Consider the following 12,843-nt stretch of genomic DNA (forward strand, 5'->3'; position numbering starts at 1 on the left):
TCGATCACCACTTTTTCGATCACCACCGCGCGTCCGGCATGGCGCGGGCGACGCTCTGCAGCTCCGCCAGCAGGAACCCCAGCTGCTCGGTGTGGACGCCGTCGCGGCCCGTCCGGCCGGAAACCCCGGCGAGCTCGCCGGACGACGGCCGGGACAACGTCGAAGCCACGAGGACCTGGTCCAGCACCGCGTCGAACTCCGGCCGCAGGGACGCCGCGTCCACGAATTCCGTGGGGTGCGTGCGGAACAGCTCCCCCACGTACGGCCAGACCGCGTCCAGGCCCTCCTGCATCCGCGAGTGCGACAACGGCGTTCCGTCGCCGAGGCGGACCAGCCACTGCGCCGCGTAGTCGCGGTGGTAGGTCACCTCCTTGACGCCCTTGTCCGCGATCGCGGCCAGCACCGGGTCGACCCCGGCCACCAGCCGCTGCAGCAGCGCCAGCCGCCACGTGGAAAACACGAACAGGCGCGCGATCAGGTGGCCGAAGTGCCCGCCGCCCAGCTCCGCGAGCCGGACGTTGCGGAACTCGTTTTCGGCGCGGGAGAACGCGAACTGGTCCTCCGTGCGCGATGAGCCGTCGGCCTTGCCGGCGCGGGCGAGCAGTAGCCGCGCCTGCCCCAGCAGGTCCAGGGCGATGTTGGCGATGGCGACCTCGTCCTCCAGCTCGGGCGCGTTGGTGCACCACTCCTGGAGCCGGTGGGAGAAGATCAGCGCGTCGTCGCCGAGCATCAGGCAGTACGCCGCCAGCCGCGCACCGTCCACACCGGACGGGACCGAGGTGTCCACTCCGGACAGCGGGTCTTCGAAACCGGTGCCGAACGCCCAGCGGGCGTCGTTCTCCTCGGTCAGCGACTCGTACACGTTGTCGAAACTCATATGTGCGGCACCTCCTCGGGGATGTCGTAGAAGGTCGGGTGCCGGTAGACCTTGTCGCCGCTCGGGGCGAAGAACGGGTCCTTCTCGTCCGGCGACGACGCCGTGATGTCCGCCGCGCGCACGACCCAGATCGACACGCCTTCGTTGCGGCGCGTGTAGAGGTCGCGCGCGTGGTGCAGCGCCATCTCGTCGTCGGCCGCGTGCAGCGATCCGACGTGCACGTGGTTCAGCCCGCGCTTGCCGCGGACGAACACCTCGTACAGCGGCCAGTCGTGCTTGATCGGGCCCGGGGCGGCGGGGACGCCGTCCAGCGGGACGGCGCCGTGGCCGCCTTCGGCCGTCAGGTCGGTCACTTGCGCTCCTTCTTTCCGGCGTGCGCGACGGCGGCTTCGCGGACCCAAGCGCCGTCCTCGTGGGCCCGGCGCCGGTGCGCGATCCGCGAAGCGTTGCAGGGCCCGTTGCCCTTCAGCACGTTCTTGAACTCGTCCCAGTCCACCGCGCCGAAGTCGTAGTGGCCGCGCCCGGGGTTCCACTTCAGGTCGGGGTCCGGGAACGTGACGCCGAGGGCTTCGGCCTGCGGCACCGACATGTCCACGAACCGCTGCCGCAGCTCGTCGTTGGTGTGGCGCTTGACCTTCCACGCCATCGACTGCGCGGTGTTCGGCGAATCGGCGTCCGGCGGTCCGAACATCATCAGCGACGGCCACCACCAGCGGTTGACGGCCTCCTGGACCATCGCCCGCTGCTGGCCGGTGCCCTTCATCATCGTCATCAGCAGCTCGTAGCCCTGCCGCTGGTGGAAGGACTCCTCCTTGCAGATCCGGATCATCGCCCGCGCGTACGGCCCGTAGGAAGACCGGCACAGCGGCACCTGGTTGCAGATCGCGGCGCCGTCGACCAGCCAGCCGATCACGCCGACGTCGGCGAAGGTCAGCGTCGGGTAGTTGAAGATCGACGAGTACTTCTGCCTGCCGGTGATCAGCTTGTCGGTCAGGTCGGCCCGGTCCGCACCCAGCGTCGCCGCGGCCGAGTACAGGTAGAGCCCGTGGCCGGCCTCGTCCTGCACCTTGGCCAGCAGGATCGCCTTGCGCCGCAGTGACGGCGCCCGCGTGATCCAGTTGCCCTCCGGCTGCATCCCGATGATCTCCGAGTGCGCGTGCTGCGCGATCTGCCGGATCATCGTCTTGCGGTAGCCGTCGGGCACCCAGTCGCGCGGCTCGATCCGCTGGTCGCGCTCGATGGTGTGCTCGAACAGCGCTTCGAGTTCGGTCTCGGGCACAGTGGCGGTCACGGCTGCTCCTTCGACACGAGGGTCAGGACGTCGTACTTCGCGACGGACTCGCCGCCGGCGTTGGTGACGTCGGCGTCCCAGCGGACCTCGCCGTAGTCCTGGTCGATCCGCGGGGTGATCTGCTTGGCGGTCAACGTCACCGTCAGCGCGTCGCCGACCTTGACCGGGGTGAGGAACCGGAGGTTCTCCAGGCCGTAGTTGGCCAGCACCGGGCCCGGCTCGGGCGAGACGAACAGCCCCGCCGCGAACGAGACGATCAGGTACCCGTGGGCGACGATCCCGCCGAACAGCGGGTTCGCGGCCGCGGCCGCGGGGTCGGTGTGCGCGTAGAACGTGTCGCCGGTGAACTCGGCGAAGTGGTCGATGTCCTCCTGCGTGACCGTGCGCGGCCCGGCGACGACGGAGTCACCGATGCGCAGCTCCGCCAGGGACTTCCGGAACGGGTGGACGTCGCCTTCGGTGCGCGGCGCGCCGGCGACCCAGCGGCCGGTGACGGCCGACAGCACCGTGGGCGAACCCTGCACGGCGGTGCGCTGCATGTGGTGCAGCACGCCCCGGATGCCGCCCATCTCCTCGCCGCCGCCGGCCCGGCCCGGCCCGCCGTGGACCAGCTGCGGCATCGGCGAACCGTGGCCGGTGGACTCCTTCGCGTCGTCGGCGTCGAGCACCAGCAGCCGTCCGTGGAACGGCGCCACGCCGAGGACGACCTCGCGCACGAACTCCTTGTCCGCCGACACGACCGAGCCGGCCAGGCTGCCGCCACCGCGCGCGGCGAAGTCGACGACCTGCTCGGTGGACGTGTAGGGCATCAGCGTCGAGACCGGGCCGAACGCCTCGACCTCGTGCGGCTCGGAGCGCTCGGGGTCGGCCTTGAGCAGCACCGGGGAGATGAACGCGCCGCGCTCGGCGTCGGCGTCCACGACGTCGACGTGCTCGGGGTCGCCGAAGACGACGCTCCCGGCGTCCAGCAGCGCCTTCAGCGACCGCCGGACCTCCTCGCGCTGCTCCAGGCTGGCCAGCGCCCCCATCCGGACGCCCTCCGACGACGGGTTGCCGACCGTCACCTTCGCGAGCCGCTCGGACGCGGCGGCGGCGACGTCGTCCAGCAGCTCCGCCGGGACGAACGCCCGGCGGATCGCGGTGCACTTCTGCCCCGCCTTCACCGTCATCTCGGTAATCAGCTGCTTGACGAACAGGTCGAACTCGGTGGTGCCCTTGACCGCGTCCGGACCGAGGATCGAGCAGTTCAGCGAGTCGGCCTCGGCGTTGAACCGGACGGCGTGGCGCACGATCGCCGGGTGGGTCCGCAGCTTCTGCGCCGTCGACGCCGAGCCGGTGAACGACACGAGGTCCTGCGCGGTGACGTGGTCCAGCAGGTCGCCGACACTGCCGGCGACGAACTGCAGCGAGCCCTCGGGCAGGATGCCGGACTCGACGATCAGCTCGACCACCCGCGCGGTCAGGTACGCCGTCGAGCTGGCCGGCTTGACCAGGCTCGGCACACCGGCGAGGAACGCGGGCGCGAACTTCTCCAGCGGCCCCCAGACCGGGAAGTTGAACGCGTTGATCTGCACGGCGACGCCCCGCAGCGGGGTCGCGATGTGCTGCGCCACGAACGTGCCCCCGCGCGAAAGCGGCTCGACGGCACCCTCGACGTAAACGGTGTCGTTCGGCAGCTCGCGCTTGCCCTTCGAGGCGTAGCTGAACAGCACACCGATGCCGCCGTCGATGTCGAACTTCGAGTCACCGAGCGTGGCGCCGGTCTTCGCGGAGAGGGCGTACAGCTCCTCCCGGTGCTCGCGCAGGTGCGAGGCCAGCGCCTTGAGCAGGGCCGCACGCTGGTGGAACGTCAGCTCCCGCAGGGCAGGGCCGCCCACCCGGCGGCCGTGCTCGAGGGCGGCGGCGAAGTCGACCCCCGCGGAGGAGATCCGGGCGACCTCCTCGCCCGTGGCCGCGTCGTGCAGCGGGAGGCCTTCGTCCGCTGCCGTGTGCCACTCCCCGGAGACGTAACTGCGCAGCACTGCCATCAGGTCCCGACCTCCACCGAATTACCTACCGTACGTTCAGTTAATCGCATGGTATCCGCTGCGGCCGAAGATCGGAAGGGCGAACGCTTGACACCGGGGCCGACCTCTGCCTTTACTGAGCCGCACCGCCAGGTGACCGTCCATTCGGTAAGTCAGCACGGAGCACGAATGACCAACGCCGCGCACGCGATGTTCGCCGCCGACGAGGCGTCCCGCGCGCTGGGCGTCGAACTCGTCGAAGCGGGCGACGGCCACGCCGTGGCGACCATGACGATCACCCGCGCGATGGTCAACGGCCACGACATCGCCCACGGCGGGTACGTCTTCCTGCTGGCCGACACGGCGTTCGCCTGCGCCTGCAACACCCACGGCCCGGTGACGGTCGCCGCGGGCGCGGAAATCTCCTTCGTCGCGGCCGGCCGGCTCGGGGACCACCTCGTCGCCACGGCCACCGAGCGCACCCGGTACGGCCGCAACGGCATCTACGACGTCACGGTGCACCGGGAAACCCCCGCGGGACCCGAGGTCGTCGCCGAATTCCGCGGCCGCAGCCGCGTCCTCTCCGCGAAACGGGACCCAGCATGATCGAGACGGACATCGGCGCGGACGAGCTGGCCGCCCTCCAGCTGGAACGTCTGCAGTGGACACTGCGGCACGCCTACGCGAACGTGCCGGCCTACACGCGGAAGTTCGACGACGCCGGCGTCCACCCGGACGACTGCAAGGAACTGGCCGACCTGGCCAAGTTCCCGTTCACCACCAAGCAGGACCTGCGCGAAAACTACCCGTTCGGCATGTTCGCCGTGCCGCAGGACCAGGTGCGGCGCATCCACGCCTCCAGCGGCACCACCGGCAAGGCCACCGTCGTCGGGTACACCGAGCGGGACATCGACACCTGGGCGACGGTGATGGCCCGCTCCATCCACGCCGCGGGTGGCCGGCCGGGGCACAAGGTGCACGTCGCCTACGGTTACGGCCTGTTCACCGGCGGCCTCGGCGCGCACTACGGCGCCGAAAAGCTGGGCTGCACGGTGATCCCGGCCTCGGGCGGGATGACCGCGCGGCAGGTGCAGCTGATCACCGACTTCCGGCCCGAAGTCATCATGGTGACGCCGTCGTACATGCTGACGCTGCTCGACGAGTTCGAACGGCAGGGCATCGACCCGCGCTCCAGCTCGCTCAAGGTCGGCATCTTCGGCGCCGAGCCGTGGACCGAGCAGATGCGCGCCGAGATCGAGGAGCGGTTCGCGCTCGACGCCGTCGACATCTACGGGCTGTCCGAGGTGATGGGCCCGGGCGTCGCCCAGGAGTGCGTCGAGACGAAGGACGGCCTGCACATCTGGGAAGACCACTTCTACCCCGAGGTGATCGACCCTTACTCCGAGCAGGTCCTGAGCGGCGGCGAAACCGGCGAACTGGTGTTCACCTCGCTGACCAAGCAGGCGCTGCCGATCATCCGCTACCGCACCCGCGACCTGACCGAGCTGAACCCGGGCACCGCGCGGCCGGCGTTCCGGCGGATGGCCAAGGTCACCGGCCGCACCGACGACCTGATCATCCTGCGCGGGGTCAACGTCTTCCCGACGCAGATCGAGGAGATCGTGCTGCGGACGCCCGCGCTGAGCCCGCACTTCCAGCTCGTGCGGTCCACGCGCGGCCGGCTCGACCACCTCACCGTGCGGGTGGAGGCGCGCCACGACGCTTCGGCTCCCGATCGCGAAGACGCGGCGGCCGCACTGGTCGCGGGCGTCAAGGACGGCGTCGGGGTGACGGTGTCGGTGGACGTCGTCGACCCGGACACCCTCGAGCGGTCCATGGGCAAGATGCGGCGGATCGTCGACCAGCGGGAGAAGCCGTGACGACCCCTCGCCGCGGGCGCCCCGGCTACGACCTCGAATCGCTGCTGCAGGTCGCGGTGAAGCTGTTCAACGAACGCGGCTACGACGGCACCAGCATGGAGGACCTCTCCCGCAAGCTCGGCATCACCAAGTCGGCGATCTACCACCACGTGCCCAGCAAGGAGGAACTGCTGCGGCTGGCGGTGGACCGGGCCCTCGACGGCCTGTTCGAGGTCGCGTCGTCGACGGCCCAGCTCGACGGGCGCGCGATCGACCGGCTGGAACACCTGGTGCGCGGCAGCGTGCTGGTGCTCGCCGACCGGCTGCCGTTCGTGACGCTGCTGCTGCGCGTGCGCGGCAACACGAAGGTCGAGCGGGCGGCACTGGCCCGGCGGCGCGAGTTCGACCGGCTCGTGACCGACCTGGTGAAACAGGCCGAGGCAGAGGGCGACATCCGCCCGGACGTCGATCCGGCGGTGACCGCCCGGCTCGTCTTCGGCATGGTGAACTCGCTGATCGAGTGGTACAAGCCCCGGCGCGGCTCCGCGGCGGCCGAGGTCGCGGACGCGGTATGCAAAGTGGCGTTCGAGGGCCTGCGCACCGGGTCGTGAGTGGTAAGGAGGGTGAGAACCCTCCTTACCACTCACGACGGGTTCTCGGCCCGCACGCGGTCCAGCGCCGGGTGGAGGTCCGCTTCGAGGGCCTCTCCGATGTGGACCGCCGCCACCCGCTGCCGCTTGTCGATGATCAGCGAGATCGGCACGGCCGCGAGCGGGAGCCCGCGCAGCCGGAGGGCGATCCGCCCGGAATCGTCGAAGATCGACGAATAGCCGAGCTGGAAACCGCGGACGAAGTCGGCGGCGTACTGACGGTTGTCGCGGACGTCGAGGCCGAGCACCTCGACGCCCTCGCTCTTCCCGCGCGCCGCGATCGCCTTGAGGGTGTGGGCCTCCGAGCGGCAGGGCGGGCACCACGCGCCCCACAGGGTGAGCACGACGACCTTCCCGGCGTAGTCGCTCAGCGCGATTCGCCTGGACGGGTCGACGACATCGGGACCGGCCAGCTCGGCGACCCGCTTCCGCTGAGCGGGCTCGTAGAACAGGTTCGTCTGCCCGCCGGGGGAGACGAACTCGAACGTGTCCGGCGGCCCCACGGCGTCCCGGCCCGTCGAGCAGGCGGCCGGAGCCAGCAGCGCCACGACCAGGAGGATGCGCCCGAGCAGCATGGCCCTCACCCTAGCCAGGGCTCACTCCGCAGTGCTCACTCCTCGGCGGCCTGCGGCGGATGGCGCGCCTGCCACAGCAGGGCCTCGCGCAGCTGGCCGATGAGCCGCTCGTCGTCCGCTTCGGACGGGTCGATGCCGAGCGGGATCCAGCGCTCGGAAACCTTCTCGCCCCGGTCGTAGCTGGAGATCACGATGCCCGAGTACGACAGGGACGCTTCGTCCGCGCAGTCGCCGTCGGGCAGCGGCTCGTCGGCTTCGAAGCCGTCGTCGAAGCTGACGTGGCGATGCTGCAGGCGGACGCTCACCCAGCGCCCGGCCGGCCGGATCGGTGCGCCTTCGTCGTTCATCTGCTCCTACCCCCGGTCGCGGGCCCCAGCCGTCTCGTCGCATCCGGGCGCCGCGGAGTTACCGGCGGGTTGTTCCGGTTGCATAACGACAAAGGTTGGCGCGAAACACCCCGTGGCCGCTACCGGAGTCACTCTTTTGACAATGGGTCAACTACTTGTTGACAGCCTGCCGGTCCCCCGGCGAGGCTGGGCGCATGACCAGTGGGACCCGGCCCCGGCGCCGCCGGCTCGAACCGGCCGAGCGGCGCGCGGAGATCCTCGCCGCCGCCCGGCACCTGTTCGGGGCGGGCAGCTACGCGTCGGTGTCCACTTCGGACATCGCGGCGGCGGCCGGGGTGGCGCGCCCGCTCATCAACCACTACTTCGGCGGCAAGCGCGAGCTGTACCTGGAAGTGGTGCGGCAGCTGATGATCGTGCCCGCACCGGTCACCGAAGCACTGCCGGACACCACGATGGAACAGCGGCTGTCGATCGGGGTCGAGCGGTGGATCGAAGTCGTCGACCGCAACCGCGACGCGTGGCTGACCGTGATCGGGCCGGAGGCCGCCGGGCGCGACCCCGAGATCGAGCGGATCATGCTGGAGGCCGACGAAATCGCCGCCGACCGGGTCCTGGAGGCCGCGCTGATGACCGGCGTGACCGAGGGGCGCGAAGAGCTGCGCGCGATGATCCGGTCGTTCGGCGGGATGCTGCGCGCGGCCTCGCGGGAATGGCTGATCCGCGGCACGCTGGACCGCACGGCCCTGCGCACCTTTCTCACCGATTCGCTCCTCAACCTGCTGAAGATCACCTACCCGGCAGTGCTCGCCGAGCGGCGCGGAAGCGACGGGCGAACGCCGCCGGGGTCATCCCGGTCCAGCGTTTGAAGGCGTGGATGAAGCTCGACGCTTCGGCGTACCCCAGCCGGTAGGCGACGTCCTCGACCGACAGCGCGCCGGTGTCGAGCAGCTCTTCGGCGAGCGTCTGGCGGACCTCGTCGACCAGCGCCCGGTAGCTCGTGCCGGCTTCGGTCAGGCGGCGGCGCAGGGTGCGCGTGCTGAGCGTCAGCTGCCGGGCGATCTCGTCCATGCCGGCGTCGACACCGCCCAGCCGCACCAGGCGTTCCCGCACCTGCTGGGAAACGCCCGATCGCTGCCGTCGCCGGGCGACGAGCGCTTCGCACTGCGCGGCGCACAGGGCGACGGTCTGCTCGTTGGCCTGCGGCAACGGCCGGGCCAGCAGCGCCGGGTCGAGCGTCGCGCGGCAGGCGTCGGCGCCGAAGCGCGGCAGCACACCGAACGCGGCCAGGTACGGCTCCGGGGTGGACGTTGCGTGCCGGAAGGCCAGCTCGTCCGGCACGATCCCGGGCAGGAGATCCCGCAGGACCGCGAAGATCGCGGCCAGGTCGCGCAGGACGAGGAAGCGGGCGACGTCGGCGGGCACGCGGCTGTCGTCCAGTTCCAGCGTCAGGCGATCGGCGCCGAGGACGACGTGCGGGATGCAGAAGGCGAAGCTCAGGTCGAAGTAGCGGAGGGCGAACAGCATCGAGTCCCGCAACGTCGGGCTGCTGATGCAGGCGAAGCCGAAGATGCCGAAGGTGGTGACGCGGTAACGCCGGCCGAGCTCCAGCGCCGTCGCGTCCGAACCGTCCCGTTCGGCCAGTGCCCGGACGACGGCCAGCTCCTCGCGCGCGTCGACCTGAACGACCGGGTCGGCGAGCAGCTCCGGCGTCAGCGTGGTCGCGGCGAGCAGCTCGGCGCCGTCCAGGCCGCGTTCGGCGGCGAACCGGGTCATCAGCTCGATGCTCGCGGTGCCGCGGGGAAAGTCCCAGTCGCCGACGGCGGGCGCGGCGAGCTCGGCCATGGCCGGAATTCTGGGTCACCGGCGGAGAACGTGTCCAATCGAGGACCGGAACTGTCCTGGGTGATCGTTAGGGTGACGACGTGGAGACCTTGAGCCGGCGAGCGTTGAACCGCGCGACCCTGGACCGCCAGCTGCTGCTGCGCCGGGCGAAGATGTCCGCTTACGACGCGGTGGAGCACCTGGCCGGGCTCCAGGCGCAGGCGCCGTTCCCGCCGTACTTCGGGCTGTGGTCCCGGCTGGACGGATTCCGTCCGGAGGAGCTGGCGGAGCTGCTCGAAAGCCGGCGCGTGGTGCGGATCGCGCTGATGCGCGGCACGGTCCACCTGGTCACGGCGGCCGACGCGCTGGCGTGGCGGCCGGTGGTGCAGGGGATCTACGACCGCGATCTGAAGCAGAACGCGCTGCACGCCCGCGAGCTGGCCGGACTCGACCACGATCTCGTCGGCGAGGCCGCGCGGAAGCTGCTCCTCGCCGGGCCGATGCCGGGCACCGAGCTGGGCGCCGAGCTGGCGCGAACCTGGGACGTCCCGGCGGCCTCCCTGACCCACCTGGCCCGGGGCCGGCTGCCGCTGGTACAGACGCCGCCCCGGGCGATCTGGGGCAAGGCCGGGCAGACGACGTACGCGTGCCTCGAAGAGTGGGTCGGCGCTCCCCTGTCGCCGCCTTCGCCCGATTCACTGATTTCCCGGTACTTGCGCGCGTTCGGTCCGGCCACGGTGGCGGACGTGCAGACGTGGGCGGGCATCACGCGCCTGGGTGAGGTGGCCGCTTCGATGGACCTGCGCCGGTACCGCGACGCGGACGGCCGCGAGCTGCTGGACCTGCCCGAGCTGACGCTGCCCGGCGAGGACGTCCCGGCCCCGCCGCGGCTGCTCGGACCGTTCGACCAGATGATCCTGTCGTACGCGGACCGGACGCGGGTGATCTCGGACGCCTGTCGCAAGCGCGTGATCTCGCAGAACGGCCTGGTCAAGGGCACGCTGCTGGTCGACGGTGAGGTGCGCGGCTTCTGGGAGATCAAGGCGGCGCGCAAGGCGGCGGTGATCGAGCTGACGCCGTTCGAGAAGCCGCCGAAGCGGGACCTGGCGGCGCTGGAGAAGTCGGCGGCCGAGCTGGTGAAGTGGGCCGAGGCGGCCGCGGAGACGCACGAAGTCAGGGTGTTGCCCGTAGCGTGACGCCGGCCCGTTCGAAGACTTCGCGGACGTGCGGCACCTCGGGTCCCACGACGGTGAACGGCGGAGTCGCGCCGAAGCCCCCGCGCAGGCAATCGGCGAGCGCGTCGAGGTTCCACCCGAAGTACCCACCCGGGCCGTTGACCGCTTCGCCGAGCGCGCAGTAGTAGCTCGTGACGTCGGTGACGTGCGCACCGTCGACCCGGTAAGCCCGGCCCGGCGGCCGGTCGGGCCCCTCGGCGCGCCGGTGCGCCAGCGCGGCCCGCAGCCATTCGACGCGGTCGTGGCCGGCCCAGAGGTTCGCCACCGGTGGCCGCCCGGCCGACCACAGCTGCCAGATCGGGCGCGCGGCCGGCGACGGCGGGTCGTGCAAGGGCTCCCGCAGCACGAGGTCGGCCTGGTTGCCACCGTGCAGCGACCAGCCGGCGATGTCGAGCTGCACCACGCTCAGTTCGGTCTCGATCCCGAAGCGGTCGACGGTTTCGAAGAAGAAGAGCGCCGGCTGGATCTTTCGCCCGGTCCGCAGCCGTTCGTCCAGCTCCGCCGGCAAGGTGCAGCGTCGCAGCCGGAGCGGCTCCCCGGCCGGCCCGGTGAACACGCCCTCGGCGTCCGCGCACGGGATACGCCGCTCCCCGTTGTCTTCGACCAGCACGTATCGCGGCACATCCGCACCCTACGCTGGCCGGAAATCTCGATTGAGTGACCGTTCCTGGCCTGTTGTCACAGGCGTTCGGTGCGTAGCTTTTCCGGCATGGGTGGTTCGGCGAAGGGGCCGTCGGTGCTGATCGTGGGCACCGGGTTCGGCGGCATCGGGACGGCGATCGAGCTCAAGCGCGCGGGGTTCACCGAGTTCACGATCCTGGAGAGCGCCGCCGGACCGGGCGGGGTCTGGCGGGACAACACCTACCCGGGCGCCGCGTGCGACATCCCCTCGCCGCTGTACTCCTTCTCCTTCGCCCCGAACCCACGCTGGCCGAAGCGGTTCTCGCACCAGCCCGACATCCTCGCCTACCTGCGGCGCGTCATCGCCGAGTACGGGCTCGAGCCGCACATCCGGTACCGGACCGAGGTCACCGGGGCCGCGTTCGAGGGCGGCGTCTGGCGGGTCGAGACCAACGGCGGGGAGACCTTCGAGGCGGACATCTTCGTCCCCGCCGTCGGGCAGCTGTCGCGACCGGCGCTGCCCGCCATCCCGGGCCGCGAAAGCTTCGCCGGCGACGCCTTCCACTCCGCGCGGTGGGACCACGACGTCGACCTGACCGGCAAGCGCGTCGCCGTGATCGGGACCGGGGCCAGCGCCGTGCAGTTCGTGCCCGAGCTGCGCAGGCACGCGGCCCACGTCACGGTCTTCCAGCGCACGCCGCCGTACGTCCTGGCGAAGTCCGACCCGAGCTACCGGCGGTGGCAGCACTGGCTGTTCGAGCACCTGCCGGCCACGCAGCTGCTCGGCAGGCTGCGGATCTTCCTGCTCGCCGAGTACGCCACGTACGCCATGACACGCCACCCCGTGCTGGCGAAGATGTTCGAGCTGCGGACCGCGCAGCTCCGGCGCCGCCACGTCAAGGACCCCGAGCTGCGGGCCAAGCTCAAGCCGGCCTATCCCCTGGGCTGCAAGCGGATCCTCTTCACCAACGAATACCTGCCCGCGCTCGCCCAGCCGGACGTCGACGTCGAGACGCGGCGGATCCGCGAAATCACCGAACGGGGCGTGCGGGTCGAGGACGGGACCGAGATCGAGGCGGACGTCCTGGTGTACGGCACCGGGTTCACCGCAACGGACTTCCTCGGCCGGATCGCGGTACGCGGCCTCGGCGGCCGGTCGCTGCGGGACGAGTGGGCCGGCGGCGCGCGGGCGTACCTGGGTATGACGGTGCCCGGCTTCCCGAACATGTTCTGCGTCTACGGCCCCAACACGAACCTCGGCGCCGGGTCCATCATCTACATGATCGAGCGCCAGGCCCGCTACATCCGGCAGGCGGCCGAACAGCTCACCCGCCCCGGCGTGTCCTGGTTGGACGTCCGGCCGGAGGTCGAAGAGCGGTACGACCGGGAGGTGCAGCGCCGGCTGGGCCACAGCGTGTGGAGCGCCTGCCGGAGCTGGTACCGCCAGGCCGACGGCCGGGTGACGACCAACTGGCCGGGGCTGGTCACCGAGTACGACCGCCGGACCCGGCGGTTCGACGTCGCGGACTACCGGGTGGTGGGTGAAGGGGCGTAACGGCCC

General features: G+C 71.1%; 14 protein-coding genes. 6 read left to right on the forward strand and 8 right to left on the reverse strand.

Annotated features, from left to right (window positions below):
• Nucleotides 1-19: 19 nt before the first annotated feature.
• The 4 genes from paaC to paaZ form a co-directional block, all read right to left on the reverse strand.
• Nucleotides 20-877: a 1,2-phenylacetyl-CoA epoxidase subunit PaaC gene (gene paaC / locus AB0F15_RS14680; protein WP_360270065.1), complete on the reverse strand. Its 858-nt coding sequence runs from the start codon at nt 875-877 to the stop codon at nt 20-22.
• Nucleotides 874-1,158: a 1,2-phenylacetyl-CoA epoxidase subunit PaaB gene (gene paaB / locus AB0F15_RS14685; RefSeq protein ID WP_247025279.1), complete on the reverse strand. Its 285-nt coding sequence runs from the start codon at nt 1,156-1,158 to the stop codon at nt 874-876. The genes paaC and paaB overlap by 4 nt, the downstream gene beginning before the upstream one ends.
• 68 nt (nt 1,159-1,226) lie before the next feature.
• A complete protein-coding gene (gene paaA / locus AB0F15_RS14690; RefSeq protein WP_360270067.1) occupies nt 1,227-2,168 on the reverse strand; it encodes a 1,2-phenylacetyl-CoA epoxidase subunit PaaA in 942 nt (313 codons plus the stop codon).
• Nucleotides 2,165-4,195: a phenylacetic acid degradation bifunctional protein PaaZ gene (gene paaZ / locus AB0F15_RS14695; RefSeq protein ID WP_360270069.1), complete on the reverse strand. Its 2,031-nt coding sequence runs from the start codon at nt 4,193-4,195 to the stop codon at nt 2,165-2,167. The genes paaA and paaZ overlap by 4 nt, the downstream gene beginning before the upstream one ends.
• 168 nt (nt 4,196-4,363) lie before the next feature.
• On the opposite strand from paaZ, the gene paaI reads away from it, so the two are divergent.
• The 3 genes from paaI to AB0F15_RS14710 are packed head-to-tail and all read left to right on the forward strand — an operon-like array spanning nt 4,364 to nt 6,644.
• Nucleotides 4,364-4,780 (forward strand): hydroxyphenylacetyl-CoA thioesterase PaaI, encoded by a 417-nt coding sequence (gene paaI, locus AB0F15_RS14700; RefSeq protein WP_360270070.1) that lies wholly within the window; start codon nt 4,364-4,366, stop codon nt 4,778-4,780.
• Nucleotides 4,777-6,054, forward strand: a complete 1,278-nt coding sequence (gene paaK, locus AB0F15_RS14705; RefSeq protein WP_360270072.1) for a phenylacetate--CoA ligase PaaK — start codon at nt 4,777-4,779, stop codon at nt 6,052-6,054. Before paaI ends, paaK begins: the two co-directional genes overlap by 4 nt.
• Entirely contained in the window at nt 6,051-6,644 is a 594-nt protein-coding gene (locus AB0F15_RS14710) for a TetR/AcrR family transcriptional regulator (protein ID WP_360270074.1), read from the forward strand. Before paaK ends, AB0F15_RS14710 begins: the two co-directional genes overlap by 4 nt.
• Nucleotides 6,645-6,676: 32 nt before the next feature.
• On the opposite strand, the gene AB0F15_RS14715 is transcribed toward AB0F15_RS14710, so the two are convergent.
• Complete coding sequence (locus AB0F15_RS14715) at nt 6,677-7,258, reverse strand: TlpA disulfide reductase family protein (RefSeq protein ID WP_360270076.1); 582 nt, start codon at nt 7,256-7,258, stop codon at nt 6,677-6,679.
• A gap of 35 nt (nt 7,259-7,293) precedes the next feature.
• Entirely contained in the window at nt 7,294-7,605 is a 312-nt protein-coding gene (locus AB0F15_RS14720; protein ID WP_360270078.1) for a hypothetical protein, read from the reverse strand.
• Between the two features lie 194 nt (nt 7,606-7,799).
• Between AB0F15_RS14720 and AB0F15_RS14725 the strand changes: the two genes are divergently transcribed.
• Entirely contained in the window at nt 7,800-8,471 is a 672-nt protein-coding gene (locus AB0F15_RS14725; protein WP_360270080.1) for a helix-turn-helix domain-containing protein, read from the forward strand.
• Here AB0F15_RS14725 and AB0F15_RS14730 read toward each other — a convergent pair.
• Complete coding sequence (locus AB0F15_RS14730) at nt 8,392-9,447, reverse strand: AraC family transcriptional regulator (RefSeq protein ID WP_360270081.1); 1,056 nt, start codon at nt 9,445-9,447, stop codon at nt 8,392-8,394. The genes AB0F15_RS14725 and AB0F15_RS14730 overlap by 80 nt on opposite strands.
• 80 nt (nt 9,448-9,527) lie before the next feature.
• Between AB0F15_RS14730 and AB0F15_RS14735 the strand changes: the two genes are divergently transcribed.
• Complete coding sequence (locus AB0F15_RS14735) at nt 9,528-10,622, forward strand: winged helix DNA-binding domain-containing protein (protein WP_360270082.1); 1,095 nt, start codon at nt 9,528-9,530, stop codon at nt 10,620-10,622.
• Here the strand turns inward: AB0F15_RS14735 and AB0F15_RS14740 are convergent.
• Nucleotides 10,600-11,283 (reverse strand): barstar family protein, encoded by a 684-nt coding sequence (locus AB0F15_RS14740; protein ID WP_360270083.1) that lies wholly within the window; start codon nt 11,281-11,283, stop codon nt 10,600-10,602. The two genes, AB0F15_RS14735 and AB0F15_RS14740, sit on opposite strands and share 23 nt — an antisense overlap.
• Before the next feature lie 87 nt (nt 11,284-11,370).
• Between AB0F15_RS14740 and AB0F15_RS14745 the strand changes: the two genes are divergently transcribed.
• On the forward strand, nt 11,371-12,837 hold the full coding sequence (locus tag AB0F15_RS14745; RefSeq protein ID WP_360270085.1) for an NAD(P)/FAD-dependent oxidoreductase: 1,467 nt from the start codon (nt 11,371-11,373) through the stop codon (nt 12,835-12,837).
• Nucleotides 12,838-12,843 lie beyond the last annotated feature (6 nt).

Origin of the sequence: Amycolatopsis sp. NPDC026612 (genome assembly GCF_040638285.1) — a bacterium.
Lineage (GTDB): Bacteria > Actinomycetota > Actinomycetes > Mycobacteriales > Pseudonocardiaceae > Amycolatopsis.